The organism is Solitalea lacus, from assembly GCF_022014595.1.
In the GTDB taxonomy this organism is placed as follows: Bacteria; Bacteroidota; Bacteroidia; order Sphingobacteriales; family Sphingobacteriaceae; genus Solitalea; species Solitalea lacus.
The window spans coordinates 4,247,102-4,269,011 of record NZ_CP091740.1 but is presented as its reverse complement, the minus strand read 5'-3'; the positions used below and the strand labels follow the sequence as shown (position 1 = coordinate 4,269,011).

At 38.2% G+C, this 21,910-nt stretch carries 18 protein-coding genes and 1 pseudogene; 9 read left to right on the top strand and 10 right to left on the bottom strand.

Translation table 11 applies throughout. The features are described from left to right. Positions 1-95: 95 nt before the first annotated feature. The 3 genes and pseudogenes from L2B55_RS18345 to L2B55_RS18335 all read right to left on the bottom strand — a co-directional run. A complete protein-coding gene (locus tag L2B55_RS18345) occupies positions 96-599 on the bottom strand; it encodes an O-acetyl-ADP-ribose deacetylase (protein ID WP_237847829.1) in 504 nt (167 codons plus the stop codon). Next, the gene (locus L2B55_RS18340; protein ID WP_237847827.1) at positions 596-1,414 is read right to left on the bottom strand and encodes a CPBP family intramembrane glutamic endopeptidase; all 819 of its coding nucleotides are present in this window, start codon (positions 1,412-1,414) and stop codon (positions 596-598) included. The genes L2B55_RS18345 and L2B55_RS18340 overlap by 4 nt, the downstream gene beginning before the upstream one ends. 127 nt (positions 1,415-1,541) lie before the next feature. After that, positions 1,542-1,856: pseudogene (locus L2B55_RS18335) on the bottom strand (transketolase C-terminal domain-containing protein); the annotation flags it as partial. 127 nt (positions 1,857-1,983) lie between these two features. Between L2B55_RS18335 and L2B55_RS18330 the strand changes: the two are divergent. After that, positions 1,984-3,600: an IS1634 family transposase gene (locus L2B55_RS18330; RefSeq protein ID WP_237847296.1), complete on the top strand. Its 1,617-nt coding sequence runs from the start codon at positions 1,984-1,986 to the stop codon at positions 3,598-3,600. A gap of 150 nt (positions 3,601-3,750) precedes the next feature. Here L2B55_RS18330 and L2B55_RS18325 read toward each other — a convergent pair whose 3' ends face one another. After that, positions 3,751-4,734, bottom strand: a complete 984-nt coding sequence (locus tag L2B55_RS18325) for a pyruvate dehydrogenase complex E1 component subunit beta (protein WP_237847825.1) — start codon at positions 4,732-4,734, stop codon at positions 3,751-3,753. Positions 4,735-4,904: 170 nt separating this feature from the next. Continuing rightward, positions 4,905-5,045: a hypothetical protein gene (locus tag L2B55_RS18320; protein ID WP_237847823.1), complete on the bottom strand. Its 141-nt coding sequence runs from the start codon at positions 5,043-5,045 to the stop codon at positions 4,905-4,907. Positions 5,046-5,144: 99 nt separating this feature from the next. Between L2B55_RS18320 and L2B55_RS18315 the strand changes: the two genes are divergently transcribed. Then, a complete protein-coding gene (locus L2B55_RS18315) occupies positions 5,145-5,618 on the top strand; it encodes a hypothetical protein (protein WP_237847820.1) in 474 nt (157 codons plus the stop codon). A 151-nt stretch (positions 5,619-5,769) separates the two neighbouring features. On the opposite strand, the gene L2B55_RS18310 is transcribed toward L2B55_RS18315, so the two are convergent. Further along, a complete protein-coding gene (locus tag L2B55_RS18310; RefSeq protein ID WP_237847818.1) occupies positions 5,770-8,925 on the bottom strand; it encodes an ATP-dependent DNA helicase in 3,156 nt (1,051 codons plus the stop codon). Positions 8,926-9,071: 146 nt separating this feature from the next. On the opposite strand from L2B55_RS18310, the gene L2B55_RS18305 reads away from it, so the two are divergent. Then, positions 9,072-9,566 carry a thioredoxin family protein gene (locus L2B55_RS18305; protein WP_237847816.1) on the top strand — a complete coding sequence of 165 codons (495 nt, stop codon included), beginning with the start codon at positions 9,072-9,074 and terminating at the stop codon, positions 9,564-9,566. Between the two features lie 6 nt (positions 9,567-9,572). Here L2B55_RS18305 and L2B55_RS18300 read toward each other — a convergent pair whose 3' ends face one another. Next, a complete protein-coding gene (locus tag L2B55_RS18300; RefSeq protein ID WP_237847815.1) occupies positions 9,573-11,297 on the bottom strand; it encodes a glycoside hydrolase family 3 protein in 1,725 nt (574 codons plus the stop codon). A 119-nt stretch (positions 11,298-11,416) separates the two neighbouring features. Here L2B55_RS18300 and L2B55_RS18295 point away from each other — a divergent pair, with 119 nt between their 5' ends. Together L2B55_RS18295 and L2B55_RS18290 are read left to right on the top strand one after the other, a co-directional pair. Further along, positions 11,417-12,052, top strand: coding sequence for a porin family protein (locus tag L2B55_RS18295; protein WP_237847813.1), 636 nt, complete (start codon positions 11,417-11,419; stop codon positions 12,050-12,052). Between the two features lie 120 nt (positions 12,053-12,172). Next, the gene (locus L2B55_RS18290; RefSeq protein ID WP_237847811.1) at positions 12,173-12,769 is read left to right on the top strand and encodes a porin family protein; all 597 of its coding nucleotides are present in this window, start codon (positions 12,173-12,175) and stop codon (positions 12,767-12,769) included. A 76-nt stretch (positions 12,770-12,845) separates the two neighbouring features. Here the strand turns inward: L2B55_RS18290 and L2B55_RS18285 are convergent, their stop codons facing one another. The 3 genes from L2B55_RS18285 to L2B55_RS18275 form a co-directional block, all read right to left on the bottom strand. Further along, positions 12,846-16,145 (bottom strand): vitamin B12-dependent ribonucleotide reductase, encoded by a 3,300-nt coding sequence (locus tag L2B55_RS18285; RefSeq protein WP_237847808.1) that lies wholly within the window; start codon positions 16,143-16,145, stop codon positions 12,846-12,848. Between the two features lie 316 nt (positions 16,146-16,461). After that, positions 16,462-17,889: a pyruvate kinase gene (pyk, locus tag L2B55_RS18280; RefSeq protein WP_237847806.1), complete on the bottom strand. Its 1,428-nt coding sequence runs from the start codon at positions 17,887-17,889 to the stop codon at positions 16,462-16,464. A gap of 108 nt (positions 17,890-17,997) precedes the next feature. Continuing rightward, complete coding sequence (locus tag L2B55_RS18275; RefSeq protein ID WP_237847804.1) at positions 17,998-18,414, bottom strand: IPExxxVDY family protein; 417 nt, start codon at positions 18,412-18,414, stop codon at positions 17,998-18,000. Positions 18,415-18,549: 135 nt separating this feature from the next. Here L2B55_RS18275 and L2B55_RS18270 point away from each other — a divergent pair, with 135 nt between their 5' ends. From L2B55_RS18270 to L2B55_RS18255, 4 genes are all read left to right on the top strand, one after another. Next, positions 18,550-18,786 (top strand): acyl carrier protein, encoded by a 237-nt coding sequence (locus L2B55_RS18270; protein ID WP_014681634.1) that lies wholly within the window; start codon positions 18,550-18,552, stop codon positions 18,784-18,786. 24 nt (positions 18,787-18,810) lie between these two features. Then, positions 18,811-20,064, top strand: a complete 1,254-nt coding sequence (fabF, locus tag L2B55_RS18265) for a beta-ketoacyl-ACP synthase II (protein ID WP_237847803.1) — start codon at positions 18,811-18,813, stop codon at positions 20,062-20,064. A 102-nt stretch (positions 20,065-20,166) separates the two neighbouring features. After that, the gene (gene rnc / locus L2B55_RS18260; RefSeq protein ID WP_237847801.1) at positions 20,167-20,895 is read left to right on the top strand and encodes a ribonuclease III; all 729 of its coding nucleotides are present in this window, start codon (positions 20,167-20,169) and stop codon (positions 20,893-20,895) included. A 142-nt stretch (positions 20,896-21,037) separates the two neighbouring features. Beyond that, positions 21,038-21,811 carry a lysophospholipid acyltransferase family protein gene (locus tag L2B55_RS18255; protein WP_237847798.1) on the top strand — a complete coding sequence of 258 codons (774 nt, stop codon included), beginning with the start codon at positions 21,038-21,040 and terminating at the stop codon, positions 21,809-21,811. Positions 21,812-21,910: the final 99 nt, after the last annotated feature.

Sequence of the window (21,910 nt, the reverse complement as noted above, 5' to 3'; positions counted from 1 at the left end):
AGAAATTTATAATAAGAAAGGAGCCTTTATGAAGGTTCCTTTCCTTTTTATATGAATTTGCTTGAAAATCTTGCCTTTAGGGGCTCCTAATAGCGTTATTTCAATAGTTGTTGATAGAGGTTAAAGTTTTCGTCATCAAAGCAAACAAATAATATTTTGTTCAAATTCGATTCTTCTTTTATGAATGTTTTTACCGTTGAAACTGCAATTTCTGCAGCTTTATCTTTGGGAAAGCCGTAAACTCCGGTGCTGATGCTCGGAAATGCAATACTTGTAAGTTTATTATTTATAGCCAGCAATAAGGAGTTCCGATAACACTCAGCTAACAGTTCCATTTCACTCTTGCTCCCTCCCTGCCAAATCGGGCCAACCGTATGAATAACATAATTGGCAATAAGATTATAGCCGGATGTGATTTTTGCCTGTCCGGTTTTGCACCCGTTCAAAGTTCTGCATTCTTCCAGTAATTGAGGTCCGGCCGCACGATGTATGGCGCCATCAACTCCACCTCCTCCCAACAGTGAGCTGTTGGCAGCGTTTACAATTGCATCAACTTGCAATTTTGTGATGTCTCCTTTAATAAGTTCAATTTCGGTCATAGTGCAGTTACTGGGTTTGATGCCAAATTATTTGACAAACGGAACAACTTATTTAGTGAAATTAATCCTCCAATAAATAACAATAAGGTTGTAAGCTCGATGCTGAAGTATAAGGTATTATTATTAAGTATGCTGTAGAGTGTGTCAAAGTCTTTTAACGATGTAATTTGAAACAATGAAAAACTTAAAGCATTGTTGATAAAGTGCACTAAAATACAAAGACTCAAATCGCCGGTACGGTAATAAATCCAGCCTATAAGTAGGGCTAGTAAAAATGCCTGAATAGATTGAGGAGGATTAAAATGAATGATTCCGAATAATAAAGCTGATATAACAATTGCTTTCACAGGAGAGTTACTTTGCAATAATCCTTTTAAAACTATACCTCTGAAAATGATCTCTTCAAGTACAGGAGCAGCTATGCAGGCTAATAGAAAGCCCCATAGAGGTTTACTAAGCAGCTCTTTGGTTTCTTCACGTCCCCAGTCGTTTAGAGGTAGAAATGCTTGTACGGGATCCAGTAAAACAATGCAACAAAGAGTAACTAAAAGTATCAAGCCAACATTAGCTGCCGAATAATTAATGCTGTTTGAGGCAAATGCACCTGAAAAGGCACTTGAGAATCTGTTCCGAGTGTAATAGAAAATAACAATTAAGTTAGCAGGAATAGAGGCAAGGGCCAACAAAACTATATTGTCGAAGTCAAAAATAAAAGACAACGCAATAATGGGAGCTGCTGTAATAATGGATGCACTGATGTACACCAAAAAAAACAGCCATAAGCTTGCTATTCTTTGAGGGAGTTTTTGATTCATGTTTTTAGTTTGATGTTTAATTGTAAAGATAGAATTTGCCAGTAAAAATCAAACTGGTAATAGGGATGTAAAAAGAAAGCCCCCGAATTGCTCCGGAGGCTTTTTATGATAAAAGATAAATTGGTGCTTATTTGTTGATATATAGCACGTCTTTAACTGCCTTAATGGTTTTTGCTATGTTAGGCAATGCCTCAGCAATTAAAGTAGGAGCATACGGAAGAGGTACATCTGCACTTACAACACGTAAAATAGGAGCATCTAAATAGTCAAAGGCATCTTTCTGGATTTTGAAAGCAATGTCAGTTGAGATAGAGGCTAAAGGCCATGCTTCTTCAACAATTACCATGCGATTGGTTTTCTTAACTGAATTAATTAGGGTTGGGTAATCAATAGGACGAACGGTTCGTAAATCGATAACTTCAACATTGATTCCTTCTCTTGAGTTTGACAGCACTATTTTCTAAAACCTCATTTTTAGGTATGCAGGGCCCATTTTTGGATTGATTTTTCAAAAAAGTGTAGTGTGCCAACTTTTTGTTTTTTCCCTATAGGGACTTTAGATTTGGCCCATGGCCTTTCTAAGGGTAGAAAACAAGAAGTCAGGAAAATATTTACGCATCGTTGAAAGCTATCGCGATGAGAGCGGAATAAGCCGTCATCGTATTTTATATACCCTTGGTAAACTGGAAGACTATACACCAGAAGAGCTAAAACGTATCGGCTCAAAACTTTACGAACTTGGCGGAGGCGACCTGAAAGATCTTCTGGAAATTACCACGGGCGAAAAAGCCCGTTTCAATTATGGTTACTTTCAGGTTTTCTCCAAAGCCCTGTCCCATTATAAACTCCCCCGTTTATTCGGGCAGATCGGCAGCAAGCATAAACTTGGCTTTGACCTGCAGAATGCTGTGCTGTTAATGATTCTTGAGCGCTTGCAGGATCCCTGCAGCAAACGAAGCTCCTATTTCAACCAAAACGAATACCTGGGCATTGAGAAAGTAGAGCTGCAACATCTTTACCGTTCTTTAGATAAGCTGGCCGATTATAACAAAGCGATCCAAAAGCAGATCTATCAAACGGGCCGGGATTTATTCAATCAGCAACTGGATGTTGTTTTCTATGATGTCACCACACTTTATTTTGAAAGTGAACTAGAACAAGAGGGGGCTTTACGACAAAAGGGCTTTAGTAAAGATGGTAAGATTGGTACTACCCAGATCTTGTTTTGCCTGCTGATTGACCGGGATAAACAGCCTATAGGGTATCAGGTATTCAAAGGCGACACGTTCGAAGGTCATACGTTTGAAAAAGCGGTAAAAGACCTGAAGAAAGACTATCAGATCAATCAGGTGATTGTAGTGGCAGACCGGGGGATGCTTTCCAAAAACAATCTTGATGTTACCACCGAAAGCGGGTATGAATTTATTGTAGGCGAAAGGTTAAAGAAGCTTCCCGGTTCCCTCCAGGATTTCCTGCTGGACTTGAAGAACTACCATGGAGAATGGAGCTATAGCGATCATGAAGATCAGCTTGTTATGGTTCGCTATGCAACGATCGAATATCAGGGAAGGGTGATTATTGGGACCTATTCGGCTAAAAGGGCAAAAAAAGATGCCCACGACCGGGCAGAAAAGCTGCAGACAGCCGAAACTTTATTATCCCGCCCCGAACTCCTCAGTAAAAAGGCGGGTCGTTTCTATTTGAAAAAACAAGGTTCACAAACCTATCAGCTGGACCAGGAAAAAATAAAACGCGATGAACGTTTTGACGGCTTTCTGGCTATTGCCACTAACAATAAGAGTCTCTCGGTAAGTGAAACGCTGGAGCAGTATAAACACCTTTACAAAATTGAACATACCTTCCGCACATTTAAATCCCATCTGGAAACCCGTCCAATGTTTCATTGGACAGATAAGCGGATAGAAGGTCATATCTGCCTTTGTTACCTGTCCTATACCTTACTGAACTTCACCTTGCTAAAACTGGAAAAAGCCGGGTTCAAGACGACCGAAGGAAAACTGCGGAAACTTCTCGATAAAATGCAGGTGAGTTTAGTGGAGCAACAGGACAAAAACTATTTCCTACGATCTGCAGCCTCTGAGGAAGAAACTGACTTTCAGCAGAAACTTGGCCTAAAATCGCTCCCTTCAGTATTGAATGTAGCCTCCTTGAATCAATATCTTTAAAATCAACCACTTAGCTATTTCTTGTAGTGTGCCTGATTTTTCGTATCTATTTGGTTATAAATATTTTATGTTATTTTGCTGTCAAACTCAAGAAAAAGAAAGCCCCCGAATTGCTCCGGAGGCTTTTTATGATAAAAGATAAATTGGTGCTTATTTGTTGATATATAGCACGTCTTTAACTGCCTTAATGGTTTTTGCTATGTTAGGCAATGCCTCAGCAATTAAAGTAGGAGCATACGGAAGAGGTACATCTGCACTTACAACACGTAAAATAGGAGCATCTAAATAGTCAAAGGCATCTTTCTGGATTTTGAAAGCAATGTCAGTTGAGATAGAGGCTAAAGGCCATGCTTCTTCAACAATTACCATGCGATTGGTTTTCTTAACTGAATTAATTAGGGTTGGGTAATCAATAGGACGAACGGTTCGTAAATCGATAACTTCAACATTGATTCCTTCTTTTTCAAGCTCTGCTACGGCACCATGAACCACTTTCATCATTTTTCCAAAAGAAACCAGCGTTACATCTGTACCTTCTTTTACAACGTGTGCTTTGCCGATAGGTAAGTAATATTCCTCTTCAGGAACTTCACCTTTATCGCCATACATTACTTCCGACTCCATAAAGATTACTGGGTCAGGATCTATAATTGATGATTTTAATAAACCTTTAGCATCATACGGGTTAGAAGGAACAACCACTTTTAAGCCCGGACAGTTGGCATACCAGTTTTCGAAATTTTGAGAGTGTTGTGCTCCTAATTGACCCGCATTACCGGTAGGGCCACGAAATACCATTGGGATGGAATACTGGCCACCGCTCATTGAGTACATTTTGGCTGCGGCGTTAATTACCTGGTCAATTGCAACCAATGAGAAGTTGAAGGTCATGAACTCAATAATAGGCTTAAGACCGTTCATTGCAGCACCTACACCAATACCGGCAAAGCCAAGTTCAGCAATTGGGGTGTCGATAACGCGTTTAGCACCAAACTCGGCTAACATACCCTGGCTCACTTTATAAGCACCATTGTATTCAGCTACTTCTTCACCCATGATGAATATGTTTTCGTCTTTGCGCATTTCTTCGCTCATGGCTTCACGAAGTGCTTCACGGAATTGAATTTCTCTCATTTGTTTTGTGTTTGTTAAAACTAAACCGGAGGTTATAGTAAAAGCGAGGCAAATATATTAATTGATTGCTAAATTTTGGTATAAGCTGGTGAATTTAACGTAAGCTATTTAATGTTTTATTAATCAGTTTATTGATTCTCCAAAATGGATCAGGTTGCCATTATTGTCAATTATGCTGAATTGCCGCATTTGCCATGGCATATCTCTCGGGTGACTTCGGAATGAATAATGTTGTGAACTTTATACTCTTCATGCAGTTTGTTAATTCCGGATACATTAATAGCGCAACCAGTATTTTCTGCTAATGGCATTAGTAAAGGAGTTGTTTAATTAATACTTAATTAAGAATTAAAAATATTTAAATTTAGGCACTTTAAACAGCTGTTATTTGAGAGGATGGAAGGTAAAAAATGAAAAAAATATTATTATTAATTCCATTTTTATTTTTGTGCATTAATGTATGTGCACAAGATTCGCTTTCAATAAGTGAGGCTAAAGATTGGTATGTAAAATATACAAATAAAGATTTTAGATTTTTAAAAGCAATTAATACAGGTTCCTGGACGCCGGTAATAAAATGGGAGGATTCTCAAATTATTAAATCTGAAAATGTTCCAATTGTAAAGATTCCATTTACTTCCGTTTATCCGGTTTCATCAGTAAATATTCTAAAAGACGAAGAGTTTTTATTAATTATAAAAAACAATGAAATTTTTGATTGTCTTTTTGCAAGCATTCACAAAAATGAAAAGTTTAAGGTTAATACAATTAAGGTTACAGATTTAAGGAAAGGACTTTTCTATTATAAATCATTTCCTGACACTTTGGATTTGCCTAGTTGGAAATGGTATTTCAATCTAAAAAGAGAACGAGGCGCAAATTAATTTAAAGAACCAGAACCTCCTGTTATCATAAAACCAAATGGCGATCGGAAAGGAATCTCTACAATAAAAAGACAATAACCACTATTGATTCAACTGCATAAAGTGTTTTTAGCTTTATGCAGTTGCAAGTAGCTACAGCAATTTGGGTAAATTAAATTTCCTCCTCAATTAAAATATCTTGCTGCTCAAAGTTACTCCGGACAAAATTACACCAATGGCAATCTTCCTTACCGCAACCTTGCGAAAACTCATGGTTCATAATTTTAGCATATGTTGAAATGATCTGCTCGCGTACAATTTCAATATCGTCAGGAGTAATAACCACTTTTTCTTTATGGTACTCATTATCGCTAATAGGTTCGACAAAATCAAACTCTGTACTCACCACTTCCCAATCATTTGTTTTGTCATTGTCAACTAAAATCTTATAAAATACCGCTTGCCTCCAGTAGTCTCCGCCATTAGGGTTTTTCTCATCCGGGCGTTTGAATTTATCCTTGGCATTATTGTATTTTCCTGTTTTGTAATCTACTACGTTGGCCTGTTTTCCATTAAATTCAATTTTATCCAGATTACCCTTAATCGGAACATTGTCAATAGTTACATTTTTAATGCTACGTTCGGTAACTGCCACCTTATTCCAGGAGTTTACATATTTATTATAATACGGCGTAATGATCTTTTGCCCGTATTCCATCCTTAGTTTAAACTGGTCTTTAGTGAATGATTCTCGGTTGCGAAACATAAACCATGAAAATTGATCGAATAGGTAATTTTCATCAGGGAAAGCATCCTGTTCACGCATTTTGAGGTATAACTTGTTCAGGGCCCAGTGTATCGCTAAACCGAAAGTGGCACTAGGACTTTTGCCTGCCGGAACACGAATCAGGTTTTGGAAATAGAAGCGCAGCGGACAATCCAGGTAACTGCTAAGGTGAGTAACGCTGAGCGTGTACTTTTGTAAAAGCAGATCCAGGTAATTCTTATCAATAAGTTCAATATTAGGTTTATCGTCTTCATTAAATTGAGTAACAATAAAATCGAACATTGCTTCGTCAGAAAGCTGTTTTCGTTCAATCTTCAAATTGCTCTCTTGTCGCATTTCATAAAGAAACTGTGAATGCTCTTGTTCCTTTCCTTTTTTATTTTCGGCTGCAAAAGAAACGAATAAGGAGTGTTTAGCACGAGTAAGTGCAACATAAAACAACCTTCTCGACTCCTCCAGCTCTGAACCTTCACCAACTTTTGTAGTTAATGTATCAGGATATTTGTAATTTTTGGTTCCTCCGCCTTTTTTGGTTACGTCCCAAATCTTTTTGGTACAACCCATCACAAACACATACTCAAACTCCAATCCTTTGGAACCATGAGCCGTCATAAAGTTAACTCCCTTTTCAGCAAACAGGGTTTTGTTTAAGTCGATGGAAATACCATTTAGCTTCATCAGATCAATTAGGTCGATGAATTGCTGCAGGGTTAAATCGGTTTTCTTCCGGTTTTCTTCTTTTAGGAAATCAAATAAACTGGTTAGCACTTCCATGAACCAATTTCGTTCTTTTGATTTCATTATATATTTAAGGATACCGGCGCGAAGAATGATTTTTTCAAATAACTCCTGTAGCGTAAGGTTCTGAGATTCTTTAATCCAGAATTCCAGATCGTTACTGAGTTGCTTTATTTCTGCGGATGTATATTGATCAAATAATGTAAGTTTTTTTGGATTAGCCATGTCCGAGATCCACCTGCGAATTGACGTTTTGCCAAAAACAGCATCATTATCGCGGTTATTAACCGAGTAGTTCTTTCTGAAAACTTCAATACTGATTTTGGCGGTTTCAATTGGAGGAATGTTGAAGAAATCATAATGCATTATTTCAAACAACAAATCATCGCCACTGTATGGTGTATTAATTTCCATTGCCAAATAGCGCAAAATATTGATGATATTCTCAACAAACGGAAGGGATAGTAAATCTATTTTGCGTTTAGTGTTAACTGCAATATTCTTTGCTGAAAGATATTTTATTAGTTCATCAACCTGACTATGGTTACGGTAAATAACTGCAATTTCTTCAGGTTCAATACCTTTAGCTAATAAGTCAACTATTTGGGAGGCAATGCCAACAACCTCATGCTCTACATTTGCATATTCAATAAGCTCAGGCACTACCGTAAGTTGATTAAGCTTTTGGTTTGAAGCTTGAAGGTTTTTGTCAAGTTTGAGCGCTTTGGTTAGTCGCTCCTGGTTATTGTTGATCAGTGCTCTGGAGGCATCTAAAATAGCTTGGGTCGAACGGTAATTTTCCGTTAGAACGATGGTTGTAAGGTCGTTTTGATAAGCAAAAGCAAAATCAAGGATATTGCTCATGTTGGCTCCCTGAAAACGGAAAATTGACTGGTCATCGTCTCCAACAACAAAAATGTCGGGCTTTTCACGATCGGCAATAAGCAATTGAATCAATTCATTTTGAGCACCACTCGTATCCTGATATTCATCTACCAGCAAGTATTGAAATTGCTCTTGGTATCTGGCAAGCAGGTTAGGATCATTTTTAAAGGCATTAAGCACCCAAACAATCATGTCGTCAAAATCATACCGATTGCGTGCACGCATTTTAGCCTGATACTTTGGATAATCTGCAACTGCTGCTCTGAAAAGGTGCATTTTCTCAATCTCCTCGGCAATCTTCTCCTCTTTTACATCGCCGGCATTATGATGTTTATGTTTTCGTTTGTACACAAACTCTTCACGGTTCGGCAAATCGTCAATATAATCGTTAATGGCTTTATTAACGAAATCGAGCTTCCAGTCTTCTTTTTTAATCAGACTGAAAAGATTACGCAGGCGATCACGTTCAAAATAAACCTCGCCTGTATAACGCTTCAATGGATTGTCATTGCTGAATTCATCGATCAATTCCTTTAATAATTCAGCTTCTTCCAAATCAGAAATCGGATCGAGGTTGATTTTGCCAAAATACTCCAGGTTTTCCTGAATCACTTCATTACAAAACGAGTGGAAAGTGTAAATATTCACGCGGTAAGCATCAGGCCCGATAAATTCGACCAAACGCTTACGCATGTTGATGGCGCCAGCATCGGTAAACGTTAAGCACAAAATATTATTAGCATCTGTATCGGTATCTTTCAAAATTTTACCAATTCGGGCAGCCAAAATTTGTGTTTTACCAGTTCCCGGCCCTGCAACAACCAGAACTGGTCCGTCTATGGTTTCAACAGCTTCACGCTGCTGGGAGTTCAGTCTTTCAAGGGCTTCTTGAAATTGTAAAGTATATGGAGACGACATTTGTGAATCAAACTTTTTGATCGGTAAATATCAATAATTAAACCGATAAAGTATGATTTGCAGTTAGGTGAACTGTTAACTTAAAATTGAAGAATTGGAAAACAATTGGCACTTTTTAACTTTGTTATGTTATAATTAGAAGAAAAATGAAGAAAAGTTTAGTATTGATAGGTTTTGTATTATTCACCACATTAATTACAAAAGCCCAAGAAACTCCAAAAGTTTACAATCCTAACGCAGATGCAAAAGCTGATATTAAAACAACAGTTGCAAAAGCGGCAAAAGAAGGTAAGCATGTAATGCTTCAAATTGGTGGAAATTGGTGCAGTTGGTGTTTGCGCTTTAATAAAACGGTTACAGAAGATAAGCAGTTGGATTCGGCTTTGAATGCCAATTACGTAATTTATCACCTTAACTATAGCAAGGAGAATAAAAATGAAGCTGTGTTAGCTTGGTTAGGCTATCCTCAACGTTTTGGATTTCCTGTTTTTGTAGTTTTGGATGCTAAAGGAAATCGAATTCACACTCAGAATAGTGCTTACTTAGAGCAAGACAAAGGTTACAACAAAGAAAAAGTGTTGGAATTCTTTAAACAGTGGGGGCCTAAAGCAATTGACCCTGATCAATACAAATCGAAATAGATAGTTTTATAGTCCGATTCCGGCTTTAAAAGTTGTGTTTACTGTAACAGGAAGTTTTCCGGATGTGCTAAGTTCGCCTAAGATAACTTTAGCGGCGGCTTGCTCAGTATATTTAGAGTTTTCATACAGCACCCACAAGCCTTTAGCTTTATCAAGAGTTTTCAAACTAGCCATAGTGTAGGCATTTGCCATTAAGCAAACATAAGCTTTATTGGTTTGAATTAATTCTGAAATAAAATCGATTACACCGGAGTTATAATCAAGAGTGGCACGTGGACGAGCGCGGAAGTCATGTACGCCAATAATAATTTTAGAGTAATTGTTTAATTGTTTTCGAACTGATTCAAGCTTAGTCGCATCAGCATCTTTGGGAATAGTTAAAGTAGCTGCGGATACAGAAGCACTTATTGTTTTCTGGAACAGTGTTGTTTCTCCAGTGCCAATGGATATTATCAATATTTTATCGCTTAGCTTAAGTACACTGTCACCTGGCTTTATTATGGTAGTGGCTGCTGCTTCAGCCAGTTGAGTGTTTAAGAGTGTTGCATCCTCCGGGTTAAGGTCTTGCGTTAGGTTTGGAAGGTAGACAGGTTGATAGTTGTTTAAACCTATCCAGTATTTGGCTGCCAATATTTTTTTACAACGAGCGTCAACTTCTTTCCTGCTAATTTGCTTTTTCCTGATGGCCTTGCGAACAGCTTTGATCGATGCTGGCAAGTTTTCCACCATTTCCAACATATCATTTCCTGCTGTCATTGCTAATACAGCAGCTTCACCTTTAGGATGATATTTAACGACACCCTTCATATTCATGGCATCGGTAAAAACTAAACCTTTAAACTGAAGGTCTTTTTGCAATAAATCACTTACTATAGGTCGTGAAAGAGTTGAAGGTAAGTTCGGAGTGTTATCCAAAGTCGGAATATTCATATGAGCGACCATTACCCCACCAATACCTGCATTGATAATCTGCTTAAAAGGATACATTTCCAATGAATCTAGACGTTCACGGCTGAATTTTAGCTGGGGTAAATCATAATGAGAATCCACATCAGTATCACCATGACCGGGAAAATGCTTTGCAGTTGCCAATAACCCGCCATCCTGCATTCCTTTCATAATAGCGATGCCTTTTTGTGCTACATTGTACTTGTTTTCGCCAAAAGAACGGAAATTTATAACCGGATTATTAATATTGTTATTTACGTCAACTACCGGAGCAAAATTCATTTGTATGCCGGCTCGTTTAAACTGCGCTGCCATCTGTTGACCAACCTTGTAAATAAGGTCGTTGTTTTGAATGGCACCTAAAGTCATTTGAAAGGGATAGGAAACAGTACTGTCAAGGCGCATTGCCAGTCCCCATTCTCCGTCAGTTGCTACTAAAGCAGGCACTTTTAGCTTTTTTTGAATCTCATTCAATAATAAAGCATTTCTAACTGGTCCCCCTTGAAAAGTAATTATACCACCTGCCTGATACCTTTTAATAAGTGCTGTTACAGAATCTCTTTTTTCTTTAGGATGATTAGAATAAACAGGAACCATAAACAATTGGGCAATCCGTTCTTTTCTCTTCATCTTTTTAAAAACGGAGTCTACCCAAGCGTTAGGGTGTTGAATCGAGGAAACTAGATCGCTTTTTGTGGAATTTGTTGCTATCTGGGCTTGCAATGATGGAGCAATGGAGATAAGCGTAAGTATTGAACCGATCAATTTTATCTTCAAATTCATGTTGTAAGTATTTGTAAGTGAGCTAATAGTGTTAGGTCTGTTTGCTCAAAAGGCAAATATACTGCTTAATATGGCATGCTTTTGTCCTTTTAGCTAATTTAATAAATGTATTTTTGAACATGAGGAAATCAATAATAACACTCGTTTTAATTGTAATGGCAGGAATTGCTGCCCACGCGCAAAATGTGAAATTTGGGATTAAAGGTGGGTTGAACATGGCCAAAGTAAGTTCGTTTAAATATTATGGCAGTAATGGAACTTACCAGGAAGAGGTAGCCACTGATTATAAGCCGGGGTTTCATGCCGGCATTTTTGTTGATGTTGGATTCAGCAGATATTTCTCCTTCCAACCTGAGTTAATGTATTCTCAAAAAGGATATAAAAGCAGATATATGGTTATGGGCAATGAAAGAACCACAACGGTTTCTTACAACTATTTAGATCTGCCTTTGCTTGCTAAAATAAAAACCGGAACCGGCCTTAATTTCTATGCTGGTCCATCAGTGTCTTTCCTGCTCAGTAGTAGATACAAAGATTCGGGAAGTAATGTTATAATTGAGTCTGAAAATAATGCTATTGATGAAGATAACTTCCGTAAGGCAGACATTGGAGGATTAATTGGGGTAGGGTATGACTTTGGTAAAGCTAACTTAGGATTGAATTATAATTTTGGCTTGCAGACCCTTGATAAGTATGATTCAGGTGTAAAGGCTCGTAATAACAATATCCAATTATCCATTGGGTTTAACTTTTAGGGCAAAGTGCGAGAAAATTGAATCTTTGTGTTATTGTCAATAATTGTTTACAAAAACTATTAAATAACTGAAATACGTTTTTGTTAGTTTAGCCACTTCAAAATAATATATAATAACAGTATGAAAAAAATGCTTTTGGCTGCTGTTGCAGTATTTATAACTCTTTCTGCTTCAGCGCAAAAACTTAACTTTGGAGTTAAGGGTGGCGTGAATTTCACTAGCGTAAGTGATATTAAATTTACGGGGAATTTAAGTCAATCTTATCAGCAAACTGCTGATGGTGTAACAGGTTATCACCTTGGTGTTTGGACAGAAATTGGTATTCCGGTTATTTCTATTCAACCGGAGTTATTATATTTTCATAAGGGTTTTAAGGCAATAGATGCGCAAGGGGCCAGATCAGAGGTAAAGTTGAATTATCTGGATATACCGGTACTTGCTAAATTTAACCTTTTGCCAGTTTTGCATGTTGTGGCTGGTCCGCAATTGTCGCTAAAACTTTCAGATAAAATCACAGGAGCCTCTACTTTCACTGATGTTTTAAATAAAGAGAGTTTTAAGAGTGGTGACTGGGGTGCAGTATTGGGAGCAGGAGTTACAGTGTCAAAAATTCAACTTCAAGGGCGTTATGTATGGGGATTAAGCAAGGTAACAAGCAATAACGTTGAGTTTAAAAACCAAATGTTCCAACTTTCATTAGCATATAAGCTGTTTTAGTTAAATTGATAAATCTTATGAAATAAAAACATCCGGGAGTTAGACCTTCCGGATGTTTTTGTATTAACCTTTTTTACTAACTGCACCCAAGTGAATTACCACAGTTTAAACACTTGTAGCACGTGCCTGATCGAACTGTAATATGTCCGCACAAATTACAAGCCGGAGCATCAGATTGAACTCCTCCACTTATATCAAATGCTTTAAATTTTACTTCATGATTTTGTTGGGTTGAGTTTGTGACCACTGCCTCCGGAAACATATTGCTACTGTCAGGGTTTACATCCTCATCATGCATTTCAGGGTTGCTCAAATGTGCATTTTGCTGGGTAACCACATGTACTAAATCTGTACGATTGAGATACTCATAGCCAAGTAAACGGAAAATATAGTCAATTATTGAGGTTGCACTTTTGATATTTTCATGTCCACCAACCATTCCTGAAGGCTCAAATCTGGTGAAAGTGAATTTGTCTACAAATTCTTCCAATGGAACACCATATTGAAGACCAATTGAAACTGCAATGGCGAAACAGTTCATTAGCGAACGGAAGGATGCTCCTTCTTTATGCATATCAACGAAGATTTCACCAACAGTTCCATCTTGATATTCTCCTGTACGTACAAATACAGTTTGGCCACCAACATGAGCTTTCTGAGTGAACCCTCTTCTTTTTTGAGGCAAGCGCTTACGCTCAACAATACTAGATAGTTGACGTTTGAAAACTGTATCTTCTGATTTGTTAAGAATATGTATAGCTGCTTCCAATACCTGTTCAGGAGATAGTTCCTGTATTTTTAATTCTGCAGCCTTACCTAAAGCCTCTTCAACGGCTTCTATCTTATCGTCCTCTTTATCAGATTTTGTTGATAGAGGTTGAGATAATTTACAGCCATCACGATACAAGGCATTTGCTTTCAATCCTAATTCCCAGCTTAACTTATAGCAATCTTGAATTTGTTCTACAGTAGCCTCATTAGGAAGGTTAATGGTTTTAGAGATAGCTCCTGATAAGAAAGGCTGTGCTGAAGCCATCATGCGAATATGACCATGAGCATGAATATATCGTTGACCAATAGAACCGCAACGATTAGCACAGTCAAAAATAGGGTAGTGCTCAGATTTAAGATATGGTGCTCCTTCAATGGTCATTGTTCCACACACATGATCATTTGCAAGTGTAATTTGCTGGTTGCTAAAACCTAGGGATTTTAATAAGTTAAAGGAAGGATCACTATACTGTTCAGGTTTGAAACCAAGACGTTGAATACATTCTTCCCCCAATGTCCAAACATTAAAAGCAAAGCTAATTTCAAAAGCCGATAGAATTGCTTTGTCCAGTCGTTCCAAGTCGGATGAAGTAAAGCCTTTGGCTGCCAATGTTTCAAAGTTGATATGTGGAGCTTCTTTTATAGATCCATAGCCTTTTGCATAATTAACTATTGCATCAATTTGATGCGGATGGTACCCAAGATTTTTTAGGGCGGCAGGGATAGCCTGATTAATTATTTTGAAATAGCCACCTCCTGATAATTTTTTAAATTTTACCAAAGCAAAATCTGGTTCAATACCAGTGGTATCGCAATCCATTACCAACCCAATTGTGCCAGTAGGAGCAATAACAGTAGTTTGAGCATTTCTATAACCATAGCTTTCTCCTAACTTGACAGCCTTATCCCAGGCGTTACATGCGGCAGAAAGTAGATAATCAGGGCAGAATTTGGGGTCGATACCTGAAGGGTGAATTTGCAAACCTTCGTAGGCGTCAGCGGCGTTGTATGCAGCATAGCGATGATTACGTATAACACGCATCATGTGCTCTTTATTTTTAGTGTACTCTTTGAACGGGCCCAAATGTTGAGCCATTTCTGCTGAAGTAGCATAGGCAGTGCCCGTCATAATAGCCGTTATTGCTCCTCCAATAGCTCGTGCTTTCTCACTGTCGTAAGGAATGCCTGCTACCATGAGCATTGAGCCCAGGTTAGCATATCCTAGTCCCAATGTGCGATAGTCATAGGATAATTTAGCTACTTCTTTTGATGGAAATTGGGCCATTAAGACTGAAATCTCCAACACAATTGTCCATAAACGACAAATATGTTCAAAGCCTTTCACATCAAAAGTTAAGGTATCTGGATTGAAGAAATGCTGCAGGTTGATAGAGGCCAGATTACAAGCAGTGTTGTCCAAGAACATATATTCTGAACATGGGTTGGAAGCGTTGATTCGTCCTCCTTCAGGGCAGGTATGCCATTCGTTAATAGTTGAGTCATATTGTACTCCAGGATCTGCGCATGCCCATGCTGCAAAACCTATTTTGTTCCAGAGTTTCTCTGCTGAAATAGTGCCAACGGTTTTTCCCGTCGTTCTGGCTTTCATTTCCCAATCTTTGCCTTCTTTTAAATCCTTAAAAAAGGAGTTAGGGATGCGAACTGAGTTATTAGAATTTTGTCCCGAAACGGTTCGATATGCTTCCCCTTCGTAATCAGAGGCGTAACCGGCAGCAATTAACGCCGCAACCTTTTTTTCTTCCTCAACTTTCCAATCAATAAATTGGACAATTTCAGGATGGTCTAAATCTAAGCAAACCATTTTCGCCGCACGGCGTGTGGTACCGCCCGATTTTATCGCTCCTGCAGCACGATCTCCGACTTTAAGAAATGACATTAGTCCGGATGAAGTGCCACCACCTCCTAATTTTTCATTTTCACCACGGATTTTTGAATAATTGGTGCCTACACCCGAGCCATACTTGAAGATGCGCGCTTCGCGTACCCAAAGGTCCATTATACCCCCATCGTTAACAAGGTCGTCGTCAACTGAGAGAATAAAGCAGGCATGCGGCTGCGGACGCTCATAAGCAGAAGTTGATTTTGTCAGCTCTTCGGTTTTGGGATCAACGTAATAGTGCCCTTGCGGGCCGCCTGAGATGCCATAGGAAGAATATAAACCTGTATTAAACCATTGAGGTGAGTTGGGGGCAGCCATTTGCGCTGTAATGGTGTAAACCAATTCTTCATAAAATACTTGTGCGTCAGTGTCTGAGGCAAAGTAGTTATACCGTTTGCCCCAATCCATCCAACAATTGGCCATACGATGTGCTACTTGTTTTATTGAATTTTCTGACCCCAAAGTGCCATCGGGTTGAGGCACTCCTGCGCGTCGAAAATATTTCTGAGCCAAAATATCGGTAGCCACTTGAGACCAATTTTCTGGCACTTCAACATTGTTCATCTCAAAAACTGCATCTCCTGACGGATTTCTGATAACGGAGGCACGTTTTTCATACTTGAACATATCAAACGGATTAACATCTTCTCGGGTGAAGTGTCGTTCTACCTTCATCCCTGTAGTTAGGGTGGCGTTTTTCTTCATAAGAGCAATTTAAAAAGTTAGTAAAGTAGGTTTAAACAGTATCCTGTTTGAATAACAGGCAATCATAAATAAGGAGTAACGATATCAATAAGCTAACATGATTAATATCGAAGAGCTGGAATAAATTTAAGGCAGAAAGAGAAAATTAGGGGGCTACAGTTTTCCACAAGATCAGATTAGTGCTCTGTTTGCTCGCTTGAAAACTGATTGTTTTTGCATTTTATGTTGTGCAGCCTTGTGGAAAACTTACTTAAATTAAAAAAGCACGACTTTAAATGGTCGTGCTTTGATTTAATATGTTAAATATTTTTGATGTTTAGGCAACACTTACTTTAATAGTGTTAGTTCTGCCTTTTTCAGCAATTGGGGTTGAAGCAGTGTTGATAATTACGTCACCCTCAGTTACATATCCGTTAGCTTTTAAAATGTTGTTAACCTCTTTAATGGTGTTGTCAGTGGTTTCAAACCTATCATAATAGAAAGCTTTAACACCCCAAATCAAACTCAAACTGTTCATCAAGTCACGGTTGCCCGTAAAAACATATGTATGCGCTTTTGGGCGTTGGCTGGCAATCTGATAAGCTGAATAACCCGACCAAGTCATCGAAATAATTGCTTTAGCATTGGTTTTTTCGGCAAGATAAACTGCAGAGTTGCAAATCGACTCAGCTAGGAATGTTTCAGGGTGTTCCTCGATGTTAGAATCATTGTAGTAAGGATACATGCCTTCCTCTACATTTCGGATGATTTTGCTCATCGACTCAATTACCACGACAGGATAAGCACCTACTGAAGTTTCGTTACTTAACATTACAGCATCGGCTCCATCTAATACAGAGTTGGCTACGTCATTTGCCTCTGCACGAGTAGGACGAGGACTGGTAACCATTGAATCCATCATCTGTGTAGCAATAATTACCGGTTTAGCTAATGCATTACACTTCTGAACAATTTGTTTTTGTAAAATAGGAACAACTTCCATAGGCATTTCAACGCCTAAGTCACCACGAGCAACCATTACACCGTCGGTTACATCAATGATAGAGTCGATATTGTCAATGGCTTCAGGCTTTTCAATCTTGGCAATTACTTTTGCAATGCTGCCGTTTTTGGCAATAATTTTTTTCAAATCGATAATATCTTGAGCTTCACGAACAAAAGATAAACCAATCCATTCAATATTGTTCTTCAGCGCAAAATCTAAATCTTCGCGATCTTTATCTGTTAAGCTTGGGGTACTGGTTTTAGTATAGGGTAGATTTACTCCCTTTTTTGATGAAAGAACACCACTATATAACACTTCTGCCTTTACAGTGTCAATCTTATTGGTTTCTAAAACGCGCATCTGCATTTTTCCATCATCCAATAAAAATACTTCCCCAGGGTTAACATCTTTTGGGAAAGGTGTATAAGTAATATAGATGGAATTTTTGTCACCGGTTTTAGGTGTGGTAACAATATTAACCACATCACCCGTTTCAAATGCAACGCCGTTATTTTCCATATCTCCGATACGAATTTTTGGACCCTGCAAATCGGCTAGAATGCCTACATTATAATTAAACTCTTTATTGATTTCTCTGATTAGGTTGATGGTTTGCTGATGTTCTTCGTGTTTACCGTGAGAGAAGTTAATTCGGCAAACATTGAGGCCTACTTGAATCATCTGCAGCAATACTTCCTTTTGGGAGGAAGCAGGCCCAAGTGTAGCCACAATCTTTGTTCTGTTGTGTAATTCGTTCATATACGTTTCGAGTTTGCGGTGGCAAAAATACAATTTGTTTCCAATACTGCACGTCTTTGCGTTAAGTAGCGCTAACATGCCAATTGGTAGCCAAATAACTGAAAATGATCAGAACAAGAAGTTCTCTTTAGATTTTAGTTTATTGGCATCAATAAAAAAAGCCGTTTGGGTAATGCTCATTTTGTTGATCTGCTGAAGCAAAGCATCCCTTTCCGATTGGTAGTTAAGGTTATGTATCAATAGGAAAAAATCGATTTCTTTGCGCTCGGGTATGAGGTAGCCACTTATTCCTTTATTGCCAATTAAAAAGTAATCTTGTTCGCTTTCTTCAAAAAACTGATGATACCTTGAAAAATAAATTTCTTCATTTGCTTTGTTCAATAGTATAATGTCATCAGTTTTTATTAAATTAAACGACAGTTCCTTATTGAGAAACCAGCAAAAACGATAATCGCGGGTTGGTGCCGAAATACCAATCAGCGTAAAATCATAGTCAAATGATATCTTTAATACTTTTTTATTCAAGAGGAGCTAAACTTGGTGCAAAACTATACAAATGACTGGTTACATGCCACAACGAAAAAAAGTTTGAATAGTTCCTGTAATTTACTTTTATTTGCAGAAAATTTTAAAAAAATAACCTTTTAAACACAAAAAACTATGTCAGATATTGCATCAAGAGTAAAAGCGATTATCGTTGAGAAATTAGGTGTTGACGAGAACGAAGTAACACCTGAAGCTAGCTTTACTAACGATTTAGGTGCCGATTCGCTTGATACAGTTGAGCTTATCATGGAATTCGAGAAAGAATTTAACGTGGCTATTCCTGACGAGCAAGCTGAGCAAATTGCTACAGTAGGTCAGGCGATTGCTTACCTTGAAAAAAACGTTAAATAAGAAAATTCATCTTAAAAGTATTTAATGCAACTTAAACGTGTTGTTGTAACAGGGCTCGGGGCACTTACACCATTGGGTAATACAGTTCCAGAATATTGGAACGGATTGATCAATGGTGTGAGTGGCGCAGCCATGATTACTAAATTCGATACCGAAAAGTTTAAGACGAAGTTCGCCTGCGAGGTAAAGAATTTCAACCCGGAAGATTTTATGGATAAAAAGGAAGCCCGTAAAGTGGATCCTTTTGTTCAATACGCCATTGCTTCTACTCATGAGGCAGTAATTGATGCTGGTGTTAACTTTGAAGAGCTTGATACTAACCGTATCGGGGTTATTTGGGGTGCTGGTATCGGTGGTTTAAAAACCTTCCTTGATGAAATTTCAGCTTTTGCAAAAGGTGATGGAACTCCGCGTTACAATCCATTCTTCATCCCTAAAATGATTGTGGATATCGCTGCGGGTCATATTTCAATTAAGTATGGCTTAAGAGGTCCAAACTTCGCAACTGTTTCGGCTTGTGCTTCATCAAACAATGCTATTATTGATGCCTTTAACTATATTCGTTTAGGCAAAGCAAATATGTTCATCACTGGTGGTTCTGAAGCGATTATTAATGAAGCCGGTATAGGTGGATTTAACGCTATGCATGCACTTTCAACCAGGAATGATTCGCCTGAAACGGCATCTCGTCCGTTTGACCTTGACCGCGATGGTTTCGTTGCTGGTGAAGGAGCAGGGACAATTATTCTGGAAGAATTAGAGCATGCAAAGAAACGCGGTGCTAAAATTTATGCTGAAATTGTAGGAGGCGGAATGAGTGCTGATGCCAATCACATTACAGCTCCACACCCAGAAGGTTTGGGCGCGCGTAACGTAATGATTGCTGCACTGGAAGATGCTGGAATGACTGTTGATGATATTGATTATATCAACGTTCACGGAACTTCAACTCCACTAGGTGATATCAGTGAAACCACGGCTATTGTAAATTTATTTGGAGAGAATGCTTATAAATTGAACATCAGTTCAACTAAGTCAATGACCGGTCACTTATTGGGAGCTGCTGGAGCTATTGAAGCTATTGCTTCTATCTTAGCAGTTGTTAATGATACTGTTCCTCCAACTATTAATCACTTTACCGATGATCCGGCAATTGACTCTAAGTTAAATCTTACGTTTAACAAGCCTCAAAAGCGGGTTATTCGTGCTGCCTTGTCGAATACCTTCGGATTTGGCGGACACAACACCTCGGTAATTTTCAAAAAATTTGAAGAATAATACCCATAATAAGTTACAGGTTCATCTGCAAGAAATTACTTTGCTTGCTCCTGTAACTTATTTCTTTTTTCCCTTATATTCATTTAACAATTAGTACAAGGAATGCCCGCATTGCGTTTATACAGGCTTTATTTTTCGCGTGAAAAAAATTATGTAAAAGCTTTAAATAATATGCTTGGGTTTGTTCCGCGAAATTTAACCGTGTACAAACTGGCCTTCCGCCACAAGTCTGTTGCTCCGCAATTAAAAGAAGGGTTGAAGAACAGCAATGAGCGGTTAGAGTTTTTAGGTGATGCTGTCCTTGGCGCTGTTGTAGGTGAAATGCTCTTCAAAAAATACCCTTTCAGGGATGAAGGCTTTCTGACCGAAATGCGTTCGAAAATTGTAAACCGAAATCACTTAAATCAATTGGCAAAAAAAATTGGAATAGGTGATATGATGGATTACGATACCCGTATGATTAACAACCCTGCAAAACAGGGCTCTTTAATGGGTGATGCCTTTGAAGCGCTTATCGGGGCCATTTATTTAGATAAGGGTTACACATTTACCAAGGCCTTCATTTTAAATCGCATTCTAAAAGCACATGTTGATGTTGATGCACTAGAGCAAACAGAAACCAACTTCAAAAGTAAACTGATTGAATGGTGTCAGCGCCACGGAAAAGAAGTGCTGTTTGAGTTAATGCCTAACGAAGAAGGTGCAAAATCAAAGTTATTTACTGTAAAAGTATTTGTGGATAACGAAGAATGTGGCATTGGGCAGGATTTTACCAAGAAAAATGCTGAAAAGGTAGCCGCTGAACGCGCTTGTGGTTTATTAGGCATTTAATTCTTACGATTCGGTTTTAAGTTATAAATCGATTAAAATCATTCCTGATATAACTCTATTTTACAAATGTCTTTGTAAATCTAAAATCAATTTATATTCTTGCAACTCTGCGCTCTGCTGTGTTAGAACTATTTTAGATTGTATGCGTAAGGTTTTTGCTGTTGTCCAGTTGGTGGTAGGTTTGATAGCATTTATTGCTGCAATGCTGCTTGTTTTACCTTTCATTATAGTCGCATTTTTACTTTTCCCTGGCAAAACTGGAAGTGATATTTCTTTTATTTTTTTGCGTATCTGGTCCACAATTATATCCATCTTCACCTTAATATTTTATAAATCATATCATAAAGAGAAGGCTCCAACTGGCCGTTCCTATGTTTATGTTGTAAACCATGGGTCATATCTCGACTCAATAGCTGTGGTTTTAGGAATTCATCAATCGTTTAAACCGCTAGGGAAGGTGGAAATGACTAAGATTCCAATTTTTGGAATAATTTATAAACGCTTGGTAGTATTGATAGACAGAAGCAGTCATGAAAGTCGAAGGAAATGTGTGGAAGATTTGAAGGTGGAACTTGCCAAAGGAATGTCTGTGCTGATCTTTCCGGAAGGAACTATGAATAAGACTGAAAAACCACTTTCTGATTTTTATGACGGAGCCTTTCGTATTGCTATTGAAACACAAACGCCTATAGCCCCAATTGTACTGCTTAATTCTAAAGAGTTATTACCCCGCACCAACCCATTGGCAATTAAACCAGGACTTGTTAAAGTCGTATATGCTGATGTGATTGAAACTGCCGGAATGACTATAGATGATCTTCCCCAGCTTAAAGAACGGGCTTATCAATCGATGGAACGTCTGATTATGGATGAACGCCGGTATTTTGAAAGAAAGGCATCGGGTAACTTTTGTTAATCCGTTTTTTGAGTTTATAAACTATAAAACTATACTTAAGTTTTTGCATTAAACTTTCCAGGTTTGTCCGCAAGACTCCTTTAACGTACACCTGGAAAG